The following is a 23422-nucleotide window of genomic DNA, read 5'->3' as shown; positions in this document are numbered from 1 at the left end:
ATTAGACTAAATATTTAGAATAATGTATAATGTAGAATGTAAATACATAATCAATAAAGGTGGGATAGTATGTCAACGAATACGTATTCATTAACGTGGGATTTAGATGTTTTTTTTAAGGGCGGGAGCGAGTCTCCAGAATTTGCATTATACATAGAAGAGATTAGTAGACTATTAGAAAATCTTGAACACCAAGTTTCACAATTTACTGCTCCAAATAATAGTAATGAAGTAGAAGAATTACATAATATCATTGTTAACATTCAAACAGTTGGAAAAAAATTATCACAAGCTAGTGGGTTTGTTAGCTGTTTACAAGCACAAAATATGGCTGATCAAAAAGCGAATTTGCTTCGAGGAACTTTGACTGCATTATATGCGAAATTCTCTACGACTTTAACAACGTTCCATGATCAATTAACAAAGGTAAATGATTCTGTATGGACTGAAATTTTAGAAAGAGACGATTTTAAAGAAATATCATATGTATTAAATGAACGTCGTCAAAACGCAAAAGAATTATTATCAGTAGAACAAGAGTCGTTAATTACAGCACTTTCAGTAGATGGATACCATGGTTGGGGTCAAATGTACGATACTGTAGTTGGTAAAATGCAAATCGAGCATGAAGGAAAAGCATTATCTGTAGGTCAAGCATCAAATCTGTTTTCAGCTAAAGATCGTAATGTTCGTCAGGAGATCTTTGGTAAATGGGAAGAAACTTGGGGTAGTGAAGCAGATTACTTTGCTAAAATCTTAAACCATTTAGCAGGATTCCGTTTAAGTGTTTACAAACAACGAGGTTGGGATCATGTACTAAAAGAGCCGCTTTCAATTAATAGAATGAGCCAAGAAACACTTGATGCAATGTGGGGCGCGATTATTGACAATAAAGCTCCCTTCGTAGAATATTTAGAGCGAAAAGCAAAATTATTAGGTGTTGAAAAATTAAGCTGGTATGATTTAGATGCGCCAGTAGCAGATGCAGATTCAAGTGTTTCTTATTCTGAAGGTGCAGAATTTATTTTAGATCAATTCAAACACTTCGGTGACGAATTAACTGATTTTACAAAAATGGCATTTGAAGATTCATGGATTGAAGCTGAAGACCGTTCTGGAAAACGTCCAGGAGGATTCTGTACTGGTTTCCCTGAAAGCAGCCAATCTCGTATTTTTATGACGTTCTCTGGCACAGCTTCTAATGTTTCAACATTAGCACATGAACTTGGTCACGCGTTCCATTCATATGCAATGAAGGACGTGCATACACTTAATAAATATTATGCGATGAATGTAGCTGAAACAGCTTCTACTTTTGCAGAGATGATTGTTGCTGATGCAGCAGTAAAAAATGCAAGTACAAATGAAGAACGCTTAGCATTATTAGAAGATAAAGTTCAACGTAGTGTTGCATTTTATATGAATATTCACGCACGTTTCTTATTCGAAACACGTTTTTATGAAGAACGTAAAAATGGCATTGTTAGCAAAAATAGAATGAATGAATTAATGGAAGAAGCACAAAAAGAGGCATATTGCGGAGCTTTAGAAGAATACCATCCACATTTTTGGGCATCAAAGCTTCATTTCTATATTACTGGCGTACCTTTCTATAATTTCCCGTATACGTTTGGATACTTATTCTCATTAGGTATTTATGCGAAAGCGTTAGAAGAAGGGAAAAGCTACGAACAGAAATATATTGCTCTTTTAAAAGATACAGCTTCTATGACAGTTGAAGAATTGGCACAAAAACATTTAGGTGTGGATTTAACAAAACGAGATTTCTGGGAAAGTGCAGTAAAACTTTCGTTAAGAGACGTTGAAGAATTCTTATCCCTTACTTAAATGATATCTTTTTGGAGAAGAGGACTCGTTTGATTACGAGTTCTTTTCCTATTTGTATTGCTTTTATTAAAAATAGATAAGAAAACACGGAGGGGTTTTAATGATTGCCTCTTTAGTCAGGGAGTGACTAAATGATGAAAAGTTTAACATTTTTAAAACCATATCGCCTAACAATGGGTTCTGCGATATTTTTTCTACTTGTCGAATTAATAGTAGTACTATATCAACCATATATTCTATCGAAAATTATTGATAAAGGGATCTTAAATAATGACTTGGCCTACGTAACAAAATGGGGAATAGTCATGTTGATTCTATCTATTGTCGCTTTTATAGGCGGAGTATTGAATACATTTTATTCAACGCATGTTAGTCAAAGTTTTGCTTTTGGATTAAGAAAGTCATTATTCGAAAAGGTCCAAACCTTCTCATTTACAACCTTTAACTTTTTACCTACATCTTCCTTAATTACTCGACTTACAAATGATGTAACACAATTACAGAATACTGTGTTTATGAGTTTAAGAATCATCCTAAGGGCACCGCTTATGGTTGTCGGTAGTGTTGTAATGGCACTCATTTTAGATTGGAAACTTTCGTTTATATTATTTTTTATATTGCCAATCCTATTTTTCTTCTTAAATTGGATGGTTCAAAAAGGTAGAGAGCTGTTTAAGAGAGTACAAGAAAATGTAGATTCAGTGAATAGTGTACTACGAGAAAATTTAATGGGAATGAAGTTAATTAAAGCTTTTGTACGAAATGATTTCGAAGACGAAAGATTTCAAGTCATTAACAATAATCTAAAAAGAAAAACCGCTACTGCTCTGAAAACGATGGAAGTGACAATGCCAGTTCTATTGCTATTTATGAATGCTTCAATATTAGTCGTATTGTGGTATGGAAATAGCAAAGTTCACTCAAATCAATCTAATATTGGTGAAATTGTTGCGATAGTTAACTATATTTCACGAATTACCTCAACTTTTTCTGTATTTTCATTTATTATCATGGCATTTTCAAGAGCTAGAGCATCTTCAGAGCGAATAGAAGAGGTACTTACAATTGAAGAAGACTTTATTGAGAAGAATGAAGGAAATAAATTAAGAAATCGAATTGAAGGAAAAGTTCAATTTCATGACGTTTCATTTCATTATCCAAATACAGATAATGATGTATTACAAGATATCTCTTTTGTTGCCCATCCGAAAACATCAATTGCGATTTTAGGGTCTACTGGAGCAGGCAAAACGTCTTTATTTCAATTAATTCCACGTTTATACGATGTAAACGAAGGGACCATTTTAATCGATGATCAAGATATTCGTAAAATGAACAGCAAGGAGCTACGCGGTCAAATTGGTTATGTTCCTCAGGAAGCATTACTATTTACTGGAACGATTAAAGAGAATTTATTAATGGGCAGAGAAAATGCATCAGATGAAGAAGTTTTCACTGCTGCAAAACATGCTCAAATACATGAAACAATCCTTTCCTTCCCTAATGGATATGAAAGTAAAATTGGACAAAAGGGCGTAAATCTATCTGGGGGCCAAAAACAGAGACTTGCAATTGCAAGAGCCTTATTAAGAAAACCTAGTATTCTTTTACTGGATGATAGTACGAGTGCTTTAGACTTAAAGACAGAAGCAAAATTAATTCATTCATTAAAGGAATATGATTGTACGATTTTTATCATCACACAAAAAATCAGTTCCGCTAAAAATGCAGATAAAATATTAATTATAGATGATGGATGCTTAGTTGAAGAAGGTACGCATGATTCACTGCTGCAATCGTCTAAACTCTATAAAGCGATTTATTATTCACAATATGGAAGGGAGGAAATTCCAAATGTTAAAGGAGCTAACTAAACCTTTCCAATATAAACATATACCGTTGCAACTAAAGAAAAATGAAAAAGAAAAGTCGAGAGCAAGAAATGTAACTGGAACATTAAAACGAATATGGAGTTATTTGTCATTCATGAAGGCAAAACTAAGCATAGTTTTGATATTAGTTTTAATCAGTTCTGTTTTAGGTTTACTTGGACCGGTATTAGTTGGATATGCAATCGATCATTTCATTATTAAAAATAATTTACATGGTTTAAGTATGTTAATTGTTTCGCTTATTTTTATTTATTTAGGTTATTCGGCATCATTATTTCTACAAAACTATTGGATGATTGAAATTGCACAAAATACAGTTAATAAAATGAGAACAGAGTTATTTAAACAATTTCATAAATTGCCAATATCATTTTTTGAAAAAAGACAGCATGGTGAATTAATGAGTCGTGTCACAAATGACTTAGAAAATGTAAGTTCAACCTTAAACAGCTCTGTAATCCAAATTTTCTCTAGTATATTGACTTTAGTCGGAACAGTATCAGTCATGATTTATTACAGTCCGCTCTTGACACTCTTAACACTGTCAATTGTACCTATATTAGTAGTTGGCATTAAGTGGATTACAAATCGAACTGGACAATTGTATAAGATTCAACAAAGAAATTTAGGTGAAATGAATGGGTTTATCGAAGAAACTATTTCAGGACAGAGAATTATAAAAACCTTCTCTCAAGAAGATAAAATGATTCGTGATTTTTTAATTAAAAATGAAAAACTAAAAACGTCAGGATTTTGGGCGTTGATTTTTGCAGGCTTCATTCCAAAGTTTATGAATGTATTAAATAATGCAAGCTTTGCAATAATAGCAGGTATTGGAGGATATTTTGCATTTAAAGACATTATTTCGATTGGTACAATTGTTATTTTTACTGAGTATTCAAGACAATTTACTAGACCTTTAAATGATTTATCAAATCAATTTAATACGCTTCTTTCTGCAATTGCAGGAGCAGAACGTGTATTTTCAATACTTGATGAAGATGTTGAAGCAATCGATGAAGCAAATATTACCGATCACCGTAAAGAAATTAAAGGTGATGTTGAGTTTAAGAATGTTTGCTTTTCATATGGAAAAGATAGTAATACTTTAACAGATGTCTCATTTAAGGCGAACTCAGGAGAGACAATTGCCTTAATTGGACCAACTGGTGCAGGGAAAACAACGATTGTAAACTTACTTTCACGCTTTTATACAATCAATAGTGGTGATATACTCATAGATGGTGTGAAAATTGAAAATTATTCAAGGAAGAATTTGCGTGAACAAATGGCGTTTGTACTTCAAGACTCATTTTTATTCAAGGGTACCATTCGTGAAAATATTCGATATGGTCGCCTAGATGCTTCAGATGAAGAAGTAATGGAAGCTGCAAAACTAGCAAATGCCCATAGTTTTATCACCAAAACTCCTAATGGATATGATACAATTTTACAGCAAGATGACGGGCAAATTAGTCAAGGGCAAAAGCAACTTCTCTCTATTGCAAGAGCCATATTAGCAAATCCTGCAATTTTAATTTTAGACGAAGCGACAAGTAGTATTGATACAATTACTGAAATTAAAATACAAGAAGCATTGCTAAGATTAATGGAAGGTCGAACTAGCTTTGTTATTGCACATCGATTAAATACTATAAAAAATGCTAATCAAATTCTAGTTTTACAAAACGGAATGTGTGTAGAGAGAGGTACACATGACGAATTACTAAATCATCAAGGATTTTACTATGAATTAGTGAATCATCAGGGGATGAATGAAGATCAGCATATACAATAAAGGGTGGAAATATGGACTACAATTCATTTAAAGAAATTATTCACGGTAGAAGAAGTATTCGTAAATATACTGATCAGCCAGTTTCAAATGAAATCATTGAAGAAATTATTGATTGTGCACGTTATGCTCCAAGTGACACAAACTCTCAAACTTGGGAATTTATTATTATTAAAAACACTGATAAAATTAAAAAGATTGAAGAAATGACATGGGATTCATTACACGAAGTCGCAGAAAAAGCAAAAGAAAAAGGATTAGAAAAAGAAGGGAAGTTGTTAGTTCGTTCTTTTGGTCCGTATGCAACAGCATTTCGTGAAGCACCAGTTTTAATTATTTGTTTAGCTACACCGTATGAGTCTAAATTCCGAACAAAAATCTTTGATCCAATTGGATTTGTTGAACCAGAAGTATGGACAGAAGAAGGAATTAAAAGTAGTTGCTTAGCATCACAAAATTTAATGTTAGCTGCTCATGCTTTAGGATTAGGTACTTGCCCAATGACAGGTCCAGTTTTACTAGCGCAAGATAAGCTAAGAGATTACTTAGAAATTCCAGAAGACCGTGAAATCAATATGGTTATTTCACTAGGTTATCCTTCTGAAGCAGCTAAAAAATTAGCTCGTAAGGAAGTATCAGATATTATTCGTTATGTTGAATAAATATTTAAGTTTGTAAAAGAGAAGATCCGTTCTTCTCTTTTTTTTGTTGTTTTTTCTTTATCCAATACTTAGAATTTAGTATTTTGGAATAATATTACAATTGAATTTATATTAACGCATATGTATAATAATTCGAGTGAAATATAAATTAAAGATTTGTTATTTGAAAGGTGTTAACAACATGGGTCAATCAAAAAAATTAGGTGTACTAGCCTTATCATTTCTAAGCATAAATTCAATCCTTGGATTACGAAATATTGCATTTGCATCAACAATCGGACCATCTGCAATGTTTTATTGGATCTTTGCAGCATTAATTTACTTTATTCCACTAGGATTAATAGTTGCAGAATTATCTACTACTTATCCAAATCAAGGCGGAATGGGTGTATGGGTTCGTAAAGCTTTTGGTGAAAAAGCTTCATTTTTATGTTCATGGTTTTTTTGGATCGCAAATTTTACGTACTATCCATCACTTTTATTAACAACAACTATTGCCATTGCATATGGTATCAATCAACCAGGCATCGCCAATAATCCGATGAAAACAGCCATTATATCTAGTATTATATTTTGGATTGTCACTTTATTAACTTTAAAAGGGACTAAGATGAGTGGGAGACTAGCTTCAATCGGAGCACCATTAGGTGTTTTAGTACCAGCAATATTAATTTTTGGTTTTGGAATTTATAGTATGCTCAGCGGGGAGACAAGTGCTACAAACTTTACAAGTGAAACAATTATGCCAAATAATTTATCATTTGGTACAATCATGTTTTTATCTACATTAATGTTTGGATTTTCTGGAGCGGAAATGTTAGGAACAATTGCAGGTAATGTAAAAAATCCTCAAAAAACATTTCCTAGAGCAATCTTTATTACATCAATTATTATTGCAACAGTTTATATACTAGCAACGATTGCTTTCCAATTTGTCATTACAATTTCTTCAGACCAAACAGCAACAGCATTGTATTTATTTGCTGATAAGATCACGAATCAATTTGGTCTTAATTTTTCACTATCACAGATTTTAGGTATTTGCTTCGTTTTAGCATTTGTTGGTTCACTTTCATTTTTAATATTAAATCCTAGTGTAATGATTGCGGAAAGTGCAAAGGAAGTATTATCTCAAAAACTATTGAGAAAAAATAAAGATGGGATGCCTGCTACTCTAGTGAAGGGACAGGCGATTGCAGTAACGCTTATCTTATTACTTTCTGCATTTGTACCAAGTGTTTCATCTGCATTAAATATGTTAATCTTAATGTCAACTCTAGCATTTTTTATTCCTTATGTATTCTTAATTAGTGCATATATCAAGCTTAGAATGACAGAAAAAAGTATTGAAAGACCATTTAAAATAAAAAATAACAAAGTTGCAATTACGGTTGCCTTAGTTGGAATGTTGTCGGTTGTAGGCACAATTTTATTAACATTAATTCCTGCACCTGGTACAACTTTATTGGAGTATTTACCAATCGTATTAGGTCCAGTCCTATTTGGTTGCATCGGATTTATTTTATATAGAAATGGAAATCTAGCCAAAAGTAAAAAATAAGTATGAGAAAAACACCCAAATTAGATCATAATTTGGGTGTTTTTTGATTGTTTTATAACAAAGAATCTAGTTCATCTACTAATGAACCAACATATGCAACGGCTTCTTTAATTGGCGCACTAGTTGTTAAATCTACTCCAGCCATTTTTAATAATTCTTCAGGTTTTTTTGATCCACCAGCTTTTAAGACTTCAATCCATGAATCGATAACAGGTTTACCTTCACTAGCAATTCTTCTTGAAATCGCAGTAGATGCAGTTAATCCAGCAGAATAAGTGTAAGGATATAATCCCATATAATAATGAGGCTGACGCATCCAAGTTAAACTTGCGCCTTCGTCAATAACGACTGCGTCACCCCAGAATTCTTTTAACACATTTCCTTTCACTTCACAGAAAGTATTAGCTGTTAAAGGAGTTCCTTTTTCTGCAAGCTCATAAACTCGTCTTTGGAATTCACCTTCTAACAGGTGTGTAACAAAATTATGATAGTAAGTACCTAATAATTGAAGGATAACCCAACGTTTCATTTGTGGATCATTTGTATTTTTAAGTAAATACTGTCCTAATAACATTTCATTAAATGTAGAAGGTGCCTCGATAAAATACATAGAAGGGCGTGTATTTACGACTCTTTGATATTTATTTGCATAATAAAAATGTCCCGCATGACCAAGTTCATGAGCAAGTACAAACGCATTACGCATATTATCTTGCCAGCTAATTAAAATGTAAGGGTGAACGCCATAAGGGCTTGAGCAAAATGCACCTGTAGATTTACCTACATTATCGGAATAATCAATCCAGCGCTCATCAAATGCTTTTTCCATGATTGATAAATATTCTGGACCCATTACTTCTAATGATTTCAAAATAGTTTCTTTTGCTTCTTCATATGTAGTATTTGGATTAAAATCTACATCTAATGGTGCTTTTAAATCATAAAAATGTAATGTATCAAGTCCAAGTTGTTTTTTCTTTAAATTTGCAAGTTTACGCATATGAGGGGCTAATTCATTGAAAATAACAGATAGTTGATTATGGTACATTTCCAAAGTTACTTTATGCGAATGTAATAACATATGAGTCACACTCTCATATTTGCGTAACTTACTTAAAGCAACTTGTTTTTTTACTTCTGTAGCATATACTGCAGCATATGTATTTTTGTATTGATTTAAAGTCTTTGTGAAAGATTGATAAGCATCTTTTCGTATTGAATGATTTGGAGAAAATTCATATAAATTTTCAAACATTGCAAAGGAGTTTTCCAATTCTTTACCATTTTCATCAACAAAAGAATCAAATGTTAAGTCAGCTGCTTTACTTGTTTGATAAATACGGTAGGGTGCAGAAGTAACTTCGCCAAGAGCAGCTAATGCTTCTTCAGTTTCAGGAAGTAATTGATGTGGTTTTGACTTTAGAATTTCCTCAACAGATAATTTGAACACTTCTAATTCTTTTTCTTCATTTAAATACGCTTCAAATAATACTTCATCTAATTGCAATAGTTCCGATTGAATAAATGTTAAAGCTGTATTTACTTTTGTACTTAATGCAGAATATTGAAGGCTATCTGATTGGTTTTGAGAATTTGTACCGTCTTCAGACTGACGAAGACTTACATATGTACCAGTTCTTACTAATTTAAGCATAATAGATTCATATGCTAAAAGGGCATTAACCATAGTGTTTGCTGATGAAATAACTGATCCTTTAAAAGTATTGATTTGATCTAAATCTTTTTCTATTTCTTCTAATGCATCAAGCCATTCTAATCGAGTTTGGAATAAATCTTCAAGCTTCCATGTCATTTCAGTAGGTACTTCTGAACGATTTAGGCGTTTTTCTAATGTTTTTTCCATCAAAATTCCTCCTCAAAAATGTATTCTTACGAGTCTATTATACTTTAATAAATGGACAACCTGTGTAAAATTATTCGATAAAATAGAAAATTTAAATAACTTTTTGTGCAACTTTTGTCATAATTTTGGTAAAATTAAATGTATCTATTTCAAAATTGTAACAATTTGTCATATTTTTAAAGTTTGTTAGAAAGGAGTTAGTTACCATTTGAAGAAGAAATTCAGAAATATACTGATCATGTTGTTTGCTGTAACGGTACTCACGGCATGCACAATTAAAAAGCCACCTAAAAGTTTACAAATTAGACCAAGTGGGGAATTTGATGAGAAAACATTTACTTTTCAAGTAACTTCTTCTCTTCCAAAAAATGCAAAATTAGATTTCATCGTTAAAGATCTAGATAGCAAAAAATTAGTTTATGAAACTACTTTAGTAACGGATGAAAAAGGGTCTGTTGATAAAAGGATAGCTTTTGTTGTTGGTAAGCAAAATTTAGAAGGTCAGATACTTTTTAAACCTGAAAAACAAACAAAAGAAATTCAATCGATTTATGGAGAATATGGTCAAAATATTAGAAACAATGCTTTTGGTTATCAAAAAGACAAAAAGAATCATGAAAACTATTTTTATATAAAGTTATATGGGACTTTTATTAAGTATGGATCTCTCTTAAAAGGAGGAGATGTTTTCTTTGATGAAAAACCCTTAAAATTAGAAGTAGGAGGGTAGATACACAACTTATATGAATAGATTGTGTAAGCGGATATGATACAAACTAGTAAATTAATCACAAAACATTTTTTTCAATTTGTGTTAACGATTGTCGGAATTGGATTCATTACTGCTTTATCTTTTAGTCTTTTTTTACCTAAAGGAGAACGGTTAACTGAATTATGGAATCAATTACAAATATTTTTCTGGAGCTTTTTTTATTTTAAAGATTTAGAAGTTCTTATGAATGTGCAAGAGTTAATCTATGTACCATTTTATACAGTTTTGAAGGAACCTTATGTTTATTCATTAACGATTTTATTCTGTGCATTCATTTGCTCAATCATCGCAGCTTTACTTCTTTCGTACATTACATACATTGCTCCTAAAATAGTAAAAAAAATAATTCATAGTTTGCTATTTTTCTTTCAATCAGCCCCAGATGTTGTAATGATTGCAGGTTTACAAATTTTCTTATTTTGGATTTTCAAAAAAACGGGTGTCATGATTATTGATCCTGTAGCGGGTCTTGAGAGTAAAGTTTATATACTCCCAATTTTTGTCGTTTCTATCATTCCAACAATCCAATTATTTCTAATGATTTACTTATCAATTAATGAAGAAGAAATAAAAGAATATGTAGAATATGGAAGAGCAAAAGGTTTATCTAAATCTTGGATATTAGTTAGACATATTTTAAGAAACGTTACAATTACCCTATTTACAAATACAAAATTAATTTTTTGGGTGATTATTTCTAATTTATTTATTGTAGAATTTTTATTAAACATGAAAGGGTATTTTTCATTCTTATTCAAAAATACTAACTCTCCAGAAATATTTTTCATGTCACTTGTTTTACTATTTATTCCTTTCTTTATATTAGACGTAATCTTTAAATATATCGTTAATCGATTGAGAGGAGTAAGTGAATCCGTATGAAAAATTTGAAACATTACTTACCAATTTTGATTGGTTGCTTTATCATTGTCGGATTAATTGCATTTAGTTTCATATATACATACTTTATAAAAGATACACTGAAACCACCGCCAACGTTTCTTTATAATGATGAAGGAAAAATGATTGGGACATATGGATATCCACCAAGCTTAACCTATCCATTTGGTGTTGATCGGTTTGGTAGAGATGTATTTTGGATGGTAGTAGATGGGGCAAAGTATACAATTGCAATAGCATTAGTTGTTGCCTTAGTTCGCGTTGTATTCGGTATATTATTTGGAATATTTTATGGATTTACAGGAAAGAAATTTGAAACAATTGTGAATCCTTTCATCAATGCATTTCGTTTTGTACCTGCAGTTATCATCGTACTTCCAATTTTTCAAATGCTTCAAATTGGAATTGGTGAAAATCAGATGAAAACAATCACCCTTCAATTAATATTGTTATCTTTTATTGCCATACCGATTTTAACTAGTACGATAGGAGACGAGGTAAAAGAATTTTTGAAAAGTGATTTTATCTTAAGTTCAAAAGTTATTGGTGCAGGTAATATGTGGCTGAGAAGAAAACATGTATTCCCGTTTCTACGTACAAGAATTTTGTTACTTTTCGTTCAACAAACGATTCAGGTACTATTCTTATTAACTCAACTCGGTGTTTTTAGATTGTTTATCGGAGGAGCCGTAACATTATTCATAGACGATGGCGATGGAAGAGATATGTCAAAGGCAAATGAATGGGCAGCAATGATTGGTAGTAATTTCTTTGAACTATCAATTGATCCTTGGGTAATTGTTGGTCCGAGTGTCGCTTTTATCATAACAATATTTGCCTTTAATTTAATCAAATTAGGCATTGAAAGAATCATTAACAACCAATCGGTCCCTGCTAAACAATTAAAACAGAATTCTGATAAGGATTTTGGTTCATTAAATGATTTCGATTTTGTGAATAAAGTTGATGGGAAAACAGATTTATTGAAGGAAAAGCAAGATTCTTATGTATTATCAAAGTAAAAAACAGCGATTTTTCGCTGTTTTTTTATGTTATCGGTTCAAAAGTTCAAAACTTACAGATATATCCTAATGTCTTTATAAACTGCTTTTTCCACTATTTGTTTATTCGATTAATTTTTATTGAACTAAGTTCGATAGGGATATATATCTTATTTTTAAGTACAATATTCCCCATTGAGTCATGTAGATTTTCAATCAGTAGTACGAATAAATGATTATTTGAATGTAATTCATGGTTTGAAGAAGGAAGCACTGATTCTGTATATTTTATTTCAATCGTTGATGAATGAATTAGCTTATAAATATCTTCTTCAAGCATTTTAAGGACACTTTGCTGGTCGTTTAGGTTCATTTGATATAGTGAAGCGGTCTCACTTGGAAACATTGTATAAGCATGTGCGACTACTTTATTTTTAGACTTGTACCATCTATTAAACCTAATCATGACTGATGATTCTTTATTAAAAATCTTTTTAACGTAATCAAAATCATCTGAAAAACTTACTTCTAAGTAAGCATCTATATCATCAATTGGTTCTGTACAGCATTGAAAAACAGAATTATCTATTTTTTCTAAGCCAACACTTCTTATGTTCACATTTTGTTTTATAAAATTCCCTTGTCCATGGATTGTTTCAATATAACCGTCCTCTTTTAGTAAACCCAATCCTTGTCTTAAGGTCATTCTACTAACATTCATCATCTTAGAAAGCTCTGGTTCTGAAGGGAGTTTACTTCCAATCGGATAGACTCCCTCATTAATTAGTTTAAATAATTTTTCATAAATCTCTACGTATAGAGGTAATTTTTTTTTATTTTCTACGGACATATCAACACTCCTTATAAGTATTATATCGAGTTATGAATTATTCGCAAACTTGTCTGTTAAGTGGAAATGGCCAATACGATCAAATTTTCTTAAATCAAGTACTTAAAATTTCATAAGTTAAAAATATTGTGTGAGTTTAAGTTTTTATTGCTTTATTTATTATCTTTAAATATAATTTAGTTGAACGAAAGTAGACAACTAAGTATACAACTGTATTTCGTGGTATTAATGAAGTGTTTTGAACCTTTTGTGCTTGTTCAATTTTGTAAACGAATACATATGCACAAATGCATTATTTTTTACAAATAAATTACCATGTGAATTGAGAGAATATTAGTTGTCTAGGTTTTGTTGGTTAAGTAAATTAAAAGAATAGAAATGGAGAGAGTATAATATGACAACGCCACATAATACTGCCATAGCAGGAGAAATCGCAAAAACAGTCTTAATGCCAGGAGATCCACTACGTGCGAAATATATTGCGGAAACATATCTAGAAAATCCAGTACAATTTAATACTGTTCGTAATATGTTTGGTTATACAGGAACTTATAAAGGAATACAAATATCTGTTATGGGATCTGGTATGGGAATGCCAAGTATAGGAATTTATTCATACGAACTATATAAATTTTATGATGTAGAAAATATTATTCGTGTTGGTAGTGCAGGAGCTTATACAGATGAACTTAATATTCATGATATTGTGCTTGTAGACAGTGCTTGGAGTCAATCAACTTTCGCTAAGACTCAAGCAGGAGTAGAAGGTGACATTCAGTACCCTAACGAAACATTAACAAACAAAATTGAAGATACTGCAAGGCAGATCAATACGCCAATTATTAAAGGAAGAATACATTCTAGTGATGTCTTTTATTATGAAAGTTCAGTTCCAAATTTTGTAGATTTTTATAATGACCATAAGTGTATTTGTACAGAAATGGAAAGTTATGCATTATTTCACAATGCGAAAGTATTAGGAAAGAAAGCAGCTTCTTTACTTACTATCTCAGATTCGTTAGTTACACATGAAGAGATTAGTGCTGAAGCAAGACAAACTTCTTTTGATAAAATGATGAAACTTGCATTAGAAGCTTGTTTGTAAATCGTGATAAGGGAAAACTTAGAAATTTAAATAAATTGTTTACAATATAGATAATGGTTCTTAAAATCTAATATTAGAACATGCTCACGATTACGAGTTCTAAAATGTGCCTATTTGATACCATCATGAGTTAGTTGTACAAAAAGTGCTGCCATTGGCAGCACTTTTTTATTATCGATTTTCTACTAAAAACTAAAAAAATTAATCTAACAGTTAAGTAAGTTAAAAATTGCAGAAGTAAAAATATAGGATGTTTTATGATACTTTTCAAATACATAACAACATACCATTATATCAAAGGAATAAATTTTAAAAGAATTATTATGAAGTTTTGATATAAAGGGAGCTAAGCTAATGGGGAAGAAAGTGTTATTCTTCGGAGATGTTGGGATTGATGATGCGATTGCTTTGGTTTATGCACGATTAACAGAGGATATTGATATAATTGGAATTGTGACGGAATATGGAAATGTATCTAAAAAAGAAACGACTAGGAATGTTCGTTTTTTACTTAAAAGGTCTGGAAAAGAAGATATTAAAGTCTTTGGAGGTGCTGAGAATCCAATGACGGGAGATGTCCCAACCTTTTACCCAGAAATACATGGTACATTCGGTTTAGGTCCAATCGATCCAGGTTTAAAATTTGAGAGCTTAGAAAACTTTTGTGAAGTTATCGATTTGATTGAGAAGTATAAGAATGAATTAATTATCGTGACTACTGGTAGATTAACCTCACTAGCCACCCTGTTTATCTTATACGAAGATCTGATGAAAAGTGTAAATTCTTACTATATCATGGGAGGGGCCTTTCTATATCCAGGAAATGTTACACCAATTGCAGAAGCGAATTTTTATGGAGACCCGATAGCAGCTAATATCGTTATGAAGTATGTAAAAGGTGCATATATTTTTCCTTTAAATGTAACGCAAAATGCCATTGTTACGCCTTCAATGGTCAATTATATTCACTCTAAAGGGAAAACTGATCTTATAAAACCACTATTAGATTTCTATTATTTCAACTTTTATCAAAAGAAAGTACCTGGCATTCAGGGTAGTCCTGTTCATGATGCGGTAACTCTTATGGCAGTCATTCGTAGCGATTTATTTACATTCTATCAATCTGCTGTTGTAATTGATACAACCGATGTGGCTAGAGGTCAAAGTATTGCAGATTTTCGAGTAACTGATACTCCTGAGAAATATGATGGGAGACCACAACAACATATTGCAGTAGGCATAGATTATGAAGGGTTTTATAAGGATTTTATGTCAATTATGACTGGAGAAAAATTTTAGTAAACCCAAAAATCTTAAAACTATAAAATGGAATTTGATTTTTATAAAACTATGTATGAGTTTTTATATTTGAAGGGTAATCATTTGATTATCCTCTTTTTAATAAAAAGGACAAATTGGCTGTATAAAAGAATAATAAAAGAAGGTGCATGAATGGATTCAAATTTCACGAGAGGGGAGTTTCATGAAAGTACACGATTGTCCTAATTGTCATACTTATAGTAGAGAATGTATTATTGTCATCCGTAATGCTTCGGACTTTTCGGAAGAAATATTACAGTGCAGTATTTGTTCATGGAGCGGTAAGTGGTCGGAAATGACTGTTCGTGAGGTTAATAAGCCGACGATACCAGGCGGGATAGCGGTCCCTGGCGTTAAACCAATTACTGATTATTATGTACTTCATTCAGATCAAGTTAGAATTACTTATTCAGGAGGATGTTGCCCTCATTGTGGTGGAAGTGATCCGTTATGCTGGTGTATGTTGTAATAAATAAAATGCATTTAACTCTAAGTTCCCAATTAGACAAGCTTGAGAGAAAATTGTTCATTTATATTAGTTTAACGTATAGACAATACATATCTTCTTTTTAACCAAAGCATTTGAGAAAGAAATTAAAAAAAAGAAATTGAGCGTATGTAAAACAATAAGACAAGTTGAAAAGAAAAATAAGCTAAGCTGTTTGTGTAAGGGGGATTTGATGAGTCGTTTAAATAAGTTCTTAGCGCTTTTTATCTTATTGCCATTTCTCTTAATTGGTTGTCGATCTAACCTAATAGGTGGTCAATCAGTCATTGAATGGGTAGACTTTGTGAAATGGGATGGAATAGTATACGAGGGAATCAGAACAGGCATTTTAGCCGATGAGCAGTTCATTGATAAAAAATTAGGAAAAGTAAAGTTTAAAGTTGCAGACAATGTCACGAATTCGGGATACAAGATCAAGAATGGAGATGCTGCATTTCATGAGAAAGGAACAAAAATTTATACGATTAAAGGAAACTCTGATTTAATCGCCGTAAAAGATAAGAGTACAATAAACGGGTATAGAGTTTATTATTCAAAAGATAAAACAAACAATCGATGGGAATTTCAGAATGTACCAATAGAAAAAGTGAGTGCGATAGAAATTTATCAAGGCAATGCAGCCAAAGGGAATATGATAACTGAGATAAAAGACAAAGAGCAATTGAATGTCTTCTTAAAAATTTTGAATAACAGCAAAGAAAATTCGAATTTCCAACCTGATACAACAAAAGGTAACCCAACCAATTTTGATATTATTTTATATACAGGTGAACCAGTAGCATATCAATTTAATATCCAATTTGACGGGAAAACTTATTTTGGGCTTCCATGGGATACATCTATATTGTCAAACGAGGTCGAAGCATTTATACCAAATTAAAGTATGTATGTGATAGTTTAAAATCAAGAAGGCTGCTTTAGCAGTCTTTTTTTTGCAAATAGGCAGGAAAGTAAATGATAGGGTGATTGTTATTCTAAGGTCCCAATTTACGTTCTGGCAGATTAGTGGAATAAGAATGAATTGTGGGAGAAAACTATAGTATTATCACATAAATTTTTAATGTGTATCGAACAAATTTTGACGATAAGGAAAGGATGATACATCAATGGATATGGACATTCCAAAAGATGATGATATTGAAATGAAAGAAACAGTAGAGCTAAGTGGAAGTATTGATAAAATTACAGAGCATAAAGTTTGGGGCGCACAAGGTTTCATTGATATTCCAGACCAAGGCAAGACGTACAGGAAAAGATATTTAGGAAACCGATATCAATAAGTCTAGAAACTTTTGAGCATGAAGGTTTCAAAGTCAAATAAGGATAAGTATTCGCGTTTGTAAATTTAGGGGTAATCAGATTATCCTCATTTTTATTAAAAAGCATGCCAACATCTATTCAAAAATTTGCAGATTTTCTTCCACAATGATGTACATTAGAAACATTAACTCAATTGTACAAGTACTGTAGACAAACCTCATTTTAAATTCCTTTTGAAATGGGGTTTCTTTGTATTTTCTTATTAATCTAGGAAGGACAAGGTCGAGGTTTGGTCTATTTGTTGAGCAAACCTCTAGTTTTACAAGTACCAGGAATTTTATCCTTAATAATAGAATTTAATAAATTATAAACGTCAATGAAATGGAGTAGGACTCTAATTAGAGATAGAAAAGGTTTAATGGAAAGTTGATTCTTGGGGATTTTAACTATTCACCAGTTGAAAAAGAAACTATTTAATCTAACGCATGTTTTTGTTTAACAACTTAACGAATTCTGAAATTTATGAGGTGAAACTGAATGCGAATTGAACATGTAGCAATTTGGGTTAATGATTTGGATCGTATGAAGGCGTTTTATGAAACGTATTTTAATTGTAAGTCAAACCTTAAATATCACAATATTGAAAAGAAGTTTGAATCTTACTTTCTAACTTTTCATACAGGAGCAAGATTAGAAATTATGCGTAAGGTAGGTATTGATCAACAAAATAAGAGTAATCAATTGGGTTGGGCTCATATAGCTATCTCTTTAGGGAGTGAGGACTCTGTTAATCAAATGACAGCAAGGTTAAAAAATGATGGTTACTCTATTGTAAATGGTCCACGTGTGACTGGAGATGGTTATTTTGAGAGTGTAATAGAAGACCCGGAAGGAAATTTAATAGAATTAACTATTTAATACAATTCATCAATGAATCTAGAATTTAAAACTTTCAGTGTTCACAAAAATGACAAAAAATCATAAAGTAAACTTGTTTTGTAAAATTGAAAAAAGGAAAATTATAGAAATTAATCGAATCTATTACAGTATTAACTAATCGAGGTGATCATTATAATGAGTGATAATGAAAAATATGTAGACTGGTTAGATGAAATTGTGAAGCGTCATGAAAAAGAAGGTGGATTTGACAATTTACCTGGAACTGGAAAACCTTTACCAAAAGAACATTTAAAGGATGACTTATTAACAACTGTCATTAAAAGATCAGGATATAAGCCAGATTGGTTATCTAAGCAGAAAAAAATATTTGAAAAGCTTGAACATATTGTATCGCAGATTAACACAAAAGAACATTCTTCAATCATTTCAAAATTAATTAATGAAGTGAATTATGAAATAAAACAATATAATTTGGCCTGTCCTTTTGCAATGCAAAAAAATTATGTAACGAGAGAAAATATTGAGCAACAACTTTTGTTTTGGAAATAAGCGTATAGATTATAAACAAAAAAGGAGATTGAAATGAACGATCAATTGTTTCAATTAAATAGTTTAATTAAATGGTATGAATCATTGCCATTAAGTGATCAAGAGCTAATGAACAAACCAATTGCTGAAGGGAAATTTTCAGTGAAAGAAATTATTGCTCATCTTTATAGATGGGATGAATTTTTATTGAACGTGGGAATTCCTTCTATTTTAGAAAGTGGTACAATAAATTTCCCAAATTTTCATGACTATAACCATGAATCTGCAATACTAGTATTAGATAAAGGAATTCAAGAAGTCATCACTCAAGCAATAATATCTAGAAAAAATCTTGTTAAATGTTTTAATGAACATCAGGAATTTGCCCTTAAACAAATCTCCATGAATGGAAAAACACATATTCCAAATACGGATCAGCATTATACGTTTTACTATTTAATTGAAGATTTTAGTGAGCATGATCAACATCATAAAAAGCAAATCGAGGATTTTCTACATATTCAAAGTTCGAATCCTTAATTGATAACGCAATATAAATGAGTGAAGTTCATGTGAACGAAAATGAAGTAAGTTAATCAGAAAATGATTGATATGGGTAGTCAATTGTAATAGGCACTTTGCCCGAGTTAAATAAATATAAATATAGCAATAGGTGAGTTTATTGAAGAAGGAAAAAGTGATTTTTGTATTAATCTTTTTTATTTTGTTCCTTAAGAATGTTCCGAGTACACTTGCGAGTGCAACTATCGTTTTACGTGAAGAAAATGCAGGTGGATATCAATATCAAATTACACAAGAACAAAGTGAATATAAATGGAAAATTGGTCATAAAGATAATGTGTTTTTTATCATAGAGACTAAAGAAAATGCTGATTATTTAGATCGTTTTAGAAAAACGGTTAATGATCTTAGTTTACTAAAATTAGAATTTATTCTTAGTATTTTATATTTAGTCTTAATTATTATTACTATTTTCTTGGTAAAAAGGAAGGGAAACATCATTCCTAATGAGCCAAAGATATTTTTTATTTGTTTGATTGCAGTCACACTTTTATATTCTGTGAATAAATTTATTGATTTATATGACTCATTTAATGATGCAAATTACTATTTTCATAGTCTATTAAATGTATAGTATTAAATACCATTTAAAATTACATAGTATAAAGAATCAAAAAAGCTCAGGGTATATAAATAACTCTGAGCTTTCATTATGTCTAAATATTATTTTAGTTCTATTTGCTCTTTTTACCCTTTCAATCCTTTAACATCTCTACATCTATTTTCAAAAAAATAACTTAAACGACTTAAAAAACTTAAGTTATTTAAGTTTTATCATAGAAAAATTGTGATATATCCTATATAATAGAATTCAAGCTTATGATCAGGTAATGAGATTTTTAAAGGGGCTATTGTCTATGTATCAAGAACAAAGGTTATCATTGATTAAAAAGTATTTGTCATCTCATAAAAGTATTTCATTAGAAGAGATATGTGAAATGCTTAGTGTGTCAAAAGATACAGCAAGAAGAGATCTTGTCAAACTTGAGGACCGTGGAGAAATAATCAGAATCAAGGGTGGAGCGACACTTCCATCAGCTAATAAGAATTTAATTCATTACAAAGAACGAACAGTGACTGCTAGTAAAGAACGTATTGCACAGAGTGCTTCTTTCTTAATAAACGATCATTATGATTTGTTGATTGATGCATCTTCAACTGGTGCTCTTATGGCAAAATTCATGGAAAACAAACGTGTTAATGTGATCACAAATTCAATCGATATTGTTGATTTATTTGGGGAATATACCGAAATTCCAACTTTCTTACTTCCTGGAAAGTTTAATAGAAAAAATAGAAATCTAACTGGACCTAGAACGATTGAAACACTAAATGACTTTATGGTTGATCAACTATTTATAGGTGCTTGTGGTATTAGCTCTGAAGGCGCAACATCACCTGATGAAGAAGAAGCTTTCTTAAAGAAAAAAATGATGAGCCGTGCACGACAAGTTATTTTGCTAGCTGATCGGTCAAAGTTTGAAAAAACATTTCTACACAAGGTTTGTGATCTTACTGATTTTGATGTAATTGTTACAGATACGCAGCCAGATGAAGCTGTGATGAAAAAGATAATAGAAAATAATGTACATTTAATTATTACGGAAGAAGAAGGAGAGAGTGAATAAGATGAAAAAGATTAATGTTGGTTTAGTTGGATATGGTCTTTCAGGTGCTACTTTTCATGCACCATTATTAAGTGTTTTAGAGGAATTCGAGGTTAAAAAAGTTGTAAGTTCCAATAAGGAAAAAGTACTGCAAGATCTGAGCGGTGTTGAAGTAGTGAAAAGTTTAGAAGCGGTTCTTGAAGATTCAGCGATTGATTTAGTTGTTATTACAACACCTAGCGGGTTGCATTATGAAATGGCAAAACGAAGCTTAATGGCCGGTAAGCATGTTATTTTGGAGAAGCCTATGGTGGTAGAAACGTGGGAGGCAGAGGATTTAATCAAAATAGCAGATGAAAAGAATCTACTTTTAAGTGTTTATCATAATAGACGATGGGATAATGATTATTTAACTGTTAAGAAACTAGTGAGTGATGGGGCGCTTGGAGAGATTAATACATATCAGGTACATTTTGATCGCTTCAGACCAGAGGTAAGAGATAGATGGAGAGAAAAGCAAGGGCCAGGATCTGGTACATTGTATGATTTAGGTTCACATTTAATTGATCAAGCACTACAACTCTTTGGGATGCCAAAATTTATTGTAGCGGATGTTTTTGCTCAAAGAGAAAATGGCGAAACGGATGATTATTTCCATCTTACATTAGGGTACGAGAAGCTACGAGTCATTTTACATTCTGGTTCAATCGTTCCGAGTAATGGTCCACGTTTTCAGGTATATGGAAGTAAAGGAAGCTTTATAAAGTACGGAATAGATGGACAGGAAGATGCACTAAAAACTGGTAAAAAACCATTGGATGATTCATGGGGGGCTGATGAACCTCAATTTTACGGTATGCTCAATACGATCGATGGAGAAACAGTTAAATCGGAAACAATTGAAACAAAACATGGTTCTTATTTAACGTATTATCAAAAAATAGCTGAAAGCATTAATGAAGGAAAAAGTGTACCAGTTACTGGAGAAGAAGGTTTATTAGTAATAAAAATCATTAAAGCAGCACAAAAAAGCAGTTTAGAAAAGAAAGCAATCTATTTAGATTAAATTGTTTTTCAAGGAGCGTTTACTGTGGAAAATACCAATATTCAAGAGAAGCTTGACATCATCAAAAGACAGGAAGAAAAACTTGTATTTAAGTGTTTTTCTAATGAAGATGCACTAGAAATCGGCTTATCGATCATTGAATCAACTAAAAAAATCAATAAAGCTGTTTCTATTCATATCGTGAAGAATGGGCAAACTATTTTCCATCACGCAATGGATGGCACAACGCCAGACCAAGATGAATGGATTAAGAAAAAATCAAATGTAGTGCTTCGTCATCATCACAGTTCATATTATATGCGATTATATAACGAGATGAAAAACAGATCATATTTTGAATTTTATTCAGTTAGTCCATTTGACTATGCAATTCATGGAGGAGCATTTCCAATTGCTGTAATAGGAACAGGTGTCATTGGCGTAATTACAGTTTCTGGTTTGTCTCAGGAAGAAGATCATGGATTGATTGTTGAGGCATTTACTAAATTTCTGACTAAAACTTCACAACTTTAAATCAATATTTCAAACAAAAGAGTTGCTACAGGCAACTCTTTTTTTGCAAAAAAAATAGAGGTTTCTCCTCTAATATGTGCTCAATTTATAACCCGCCAAGTGCTTTTATCGTTGCAGCTCCAACGATTCCATCAACTTTTAACTTATGGTCTTTTTGAAATCTGCGTACAGCTTGATCTGTTTGATAACCAAAAATTCCATCAATTCCTTTTGTACTGTACCCAAGAGCTGTAAGTTTTTTCTGGAGCGATTTCACACTAGTACCACGACTGCCTATTTTTAATATTCCCACATTTGTAGTAGGGATAGGTGGATTTGTGCCAGTAACCTTATATCCATTTGCTATTGCAATTGTGTTAAAAGCTTTTGTAGATGTTGTTATGACTACGGGCGTATTTACTTTGATTCTAGCAAATAACCATTCTACTTCATTATCATACATTCGGATACAACCAGAGCTAACATATTTTCCAATTGAACTAGGGTTATTGTTTCCATGAATGGCATAGGTTGTGCCCCATGTACCTCGAGCATTTAAACCAAGCCATCGGTTTCCAAGTGGATTTCGAGGGTCACCTCCGGGAATACCCTCTTTATAGTATGGCCTATTTACAATTTTATTTACAATTTTAAACTTACCTTCAGGAGTGTAAGAAGGTTTCCTACCCGTAGCTACTTTAAACACTTTAATAAATTTCCCGCTTTCATAATAAGCTAGCTGATTTGTTGATTTATTAATGATCACAAATTGACTGCCAGCCGCTTCACTTGGCTTTATTCCTATAGTTACAAATATTAGACAAGTTAACATTAACAACGCAAATATTTTTCTGATCAATCGCGTTCCTCCCCATAGAATCATAATGATAATCATCAATTAATCCTATG

General features: G+C 31.7%; 23 protein-coding genes. 20 read left to right on the top strand and 3 right to left on the bottom strand.

The annotated features are described in order from the left end of the window. Positions 1–69 precede the first annotated feature (69 nt). The 5 genes from ACX6U0_RS02215 to ACX6U0_RS02195 all read left to right on the top strand — a co-directional run bounded on the left by ACX6U0_RS02215 (position 70) and on the right by ACX6U0_RS02195 (position 7758). A complete protein-coding gene (locus tag ACX6U0_RS02215; protein WP_464958377.1) occupies positions 70–1848 on the top strand; it encodes a M3 family oligoendopeptidase in 1779 nt (592 codons plus the stop codon). Between the two features lie 131 nt (positions 1849–1979). Beyond that, a complete protein-coding gene (locus tag ACX6U0_RS02210; RefSeq protein ID WP_464958376.1) occupies positions 1980–3722 on the top strand; it encodes an ABC transporter ATP-binding protein in 1743 nt (580 codons plus the stop codon). After that, positions 3703–5538 (top strand): ABC transporter ATP-binding protein, encoded by a 1836-nt coding sequence (locus ACX6U0_RS02205; RefSeq protein ID WP_464958375.1) that lies wholly within the window; start codon positions 3703–3705, stop codon positions 5536–5538. The genes ACX6U0_RS02210 and ACX6U0_RS02205 overlap by 20 nt, the downstream gene beginning before the upstream one ends. 11 nt (positions 5539–5549) lie before the next feature. After that, positions 5550–6197, top strand: a complete 648-nt coding sequence (locus ACX6U0_RS02200) for a nitroreductase family protein (protein ID WP_464958374.1) — start codon at positions 5550–5552, stop codon at positions 6195–6197. A 181-nt stretch (positions 6198–6378) separates the two neighbouring features. Then, positions 6379–7758: an amino acid permease gene (locus ACX6U0_RS02195; RefSeq protein WP_464958373.1), complete on the top strand. Its 1380-nt coding sequence runs from the start codon at positions 6379–6381 to the stop codon at positions 7756–7758. 52 nt (positions 7759–7810) lie between these two features. Here ACX6U0_RS02195 and pepF read toward each other — a convergent pair whose 3' ends face one another. After that, positions 7811–9622 carry an oligoendopeptidase F gene (gene pepF / locus ACX6U0_RS02190; RefSeq protein WP_464958372.1) on the bottom strand — a complete coding sequence of 604 codons (1812 nt, stop codon included), beginning with the start codon at positions 9620–9622 and terminating at the stop codon, positions 7811–7813. Between the two features lie 208 nt (positions 9623–9830). Between pepF and ACX6U0_RS02185 the strand changes: the two genes are divergently transcribed. From ACX6U0_RS02185 to ACX6U0_RS02175, 3 genes are read left to right on the top strand one after another with little or no spacing between them, the layout of a single operon-like run. After that, positions 9831–10352 (top strand): hypothetical protein, encoded by a 522-nt coding sequence (locus ACX6U0_RS02185; RefSeq protein ID WP_464958371.1) that lies wholly within the window; start codon positions 9831–9833, stop codon positions 10350–10352. A gap of 36 nt (positions 10353–10388) precedes the next feature. Continuing rightward, complete coding sequence (locus ACX6U0_RS02180) at positions 10389–11276, top strand: ABC transporter permease subunit (protein WP_464958370.1); 888 nt, start codon at positions 10389–10391, stop codon at positions 11274–11276. Beyond that, positions 11273–12316, top strand: coding sequence for an ABC transporter permease (locus ACX6U0_RS02175; protein ID WP_464958369.1), 1044 nt, complete (start codon positions 11273–11275; stop codon positions 12314–12316). Before ACX6U0_RS02180 ends, ACX6U0_RS02175 begins: the two co-directional genes overlap by 4 nt. Before the next feature lie 94 nt (positions 12317–12410). On the opposite strand, the gene ACX6U0_RS02170 is transcribed toward ACX6U0_RS02175, so the two are convergent. Then, positions 12411–13145, bottom strand: a complete 735-nt coding sequence (locus tag ACX6U0_RS02170; RefSeq protein WP_464958368.1) for a GntR family transcriptional regulator — start codon at positions 13143–13145, stop codon at positions 12411–12413. A 394-nt stretch (positions 13146–13539) separates the two neighbouring features. Between ACX6U0_RS02170 and deoD the strand changes: the two genes are divergently transcribed. From deoD to ACX6U0_RS02110, 12 genes are all read left to right on the top strand, one after another. Next, the gene (gene deoD / locus ACX6U0_RS02165) at positions 13540–14250 is read left to right on the top strand and encodes a purine-nucleoside phosphorylase (RefSeq protein ID WP_464958367.1); all 711 of its coding nucleotides are present in this window, start codon (positions 13540–13542) and stop codon (positions 14248–14250) included. A 354-nt stretch (positions 14251–14604) separates the two neighbouring features. Beyond that, on the top strand, positions 14605–15549 hold the full coding sequence (locus tag ACX6U0_RS02160; RefSeq protein ID WP_464958366.1) for a nucleoside hydrolase: 945 nt from the start codon (positions 14605–14607) through the stop codon (positions 15547–15549). A 184-nt stretch (positions 15550–15733) separates the two neighbouring features. After that, positions 15734–16039, top strand: coding sequence for a hypothetical protein (locus tag ACX6U0_RS02155; RefSeq protein ID WP_464958365.1), 306 nt, complete (start codon positions 15734–15736; stop codon positions 16037–16039). Positions 16040–16250: 211 nt separating this feature from the next. Further along, entirely contained in the window at positions 16251–16958 is a 708-nt protein-coding gene (locus tag ACX6U0_RS02150) for a hypothetical protein (RefSeq protein WP_464958364.1), read from the top strand. A gap of 226 nt (positions 16959–17184) precedes the next feature. Beyond that, positions 17185–17358 (top strand): hypothetical protein, encoded by a 174-nt coding sequence (locus ACX6U0_RS02145; protein WP_464958363.1) that lies wholly within the window; start codon positions 17185–17187, stop codon positions 17356–17358. Positions 17359–17875: 517 nt separating this feature from the next. After that, positions 17876–18256, top strand: a complete 381-nt coding sequence (locus ACX6U0_RS02140) for a VOC family protein (RefSeq protein ID WP_464958362.1) — start codon at positions 17876–17878, stop codon at positions 18254–18256. A gap of 156 nt (positions 18257–18412) precedes the next feature. Continuing rightward, positions 18413–18787 (top strand): DnaJ family domain-containing protein, encoded by a 375-nt coding sequence (locus ACX6U0_RS02135; RefSeq protein ID WP_464958361.1) that lies wholly within the window; start codon positions 18413–18415, stop codon positions 18785–18787. Positions 18788–18820: 33 nt separating this feature from the next. Next, the gene (locus ACX6U0_RS02130; RefSeq protein WP_464958360.1) at positions 18821–19306 is read left to right on the top strand and encodes a DinB family protein; all 486 of its coding nucleotides are present in this window, start codon (positions 18821–18823) and stop codon (positions 19304–19306) included. Positions 19307–19448: 142 nt separating this feature from the next. Further along, on the top strand, positions 19449–19922 hold the full coding sequence (locus ACX6U0_RS02125) for a hypothetical protein (protein WP_464958359.1): 474 nt from the start codon (positions 19449–19451) through the stop codon (positions 19920–19922). A 283-nt stretch (positions 19923–20205) separates the two neighbouring features. Further along, complete coding sequence (locus tag ACX6U0_RS02120) at positions 20206–20976, top strand: DeoR/GlpR family DNA-binding transcription regulator (RefSeq protein WP_464958358.1); 771 nt, start codon at positions 20206–20208, stop codon at positions 20974–20976. Position 20977: 1 nt separating this feature from the next. Further along, positions 20978–22021 carry an oxidoreductase gene (locus ACX6U0_RS02115; RefSeq protein WP_464958357.1) on the top strand — a complete coding sequence of 348 codons (1044 nt, stop codon included), beginning with the start codon at positions 20978–20980 and terminating at the stop codon, positions 22019–22021. A 24-nt stretch (positions 22022–22045) separates the two neighbouring features. Further along, the gene (locus ACX6U0_RS02110; protein WP_464958356.1) at positions 22046–22534 is read left to right on the top strand and encodes a heme-degrading domain-containing protein; all 489 of its coding nucleotides are present in this window, start codon (positions 22046–22048) and stop codon (positions 22532–22534) included. Between the two features lie 85 nt (positions 22535–22619). Here ACX6U0_RS02110 and ACX6U0_RS02105 read toward each other — a convergent pair whose 3' ends face one another. After that, positions 22620–23372 (bottom strand): L,D-transpeptidase family protein, encoded by a 753-nt coding sequence (locus ACX6U0_RS02105; RefSeq protein ID WP_464958355.1) that lies wholly within the window; start codon positions 23370–23372, stop codon positions 22620–22622. Between the last annotated feature and the right edge of the window lie 50 nt (positions 23373–23422).

It is taken from the genome of Gottfriedia sp. ABJ_BB2_2 (assembly GCF_055484705.1).
Note: the sequence above shows the minus strand (reverse complement) of the source record. Positions and strands in the feature narration are given on the sequence as shown.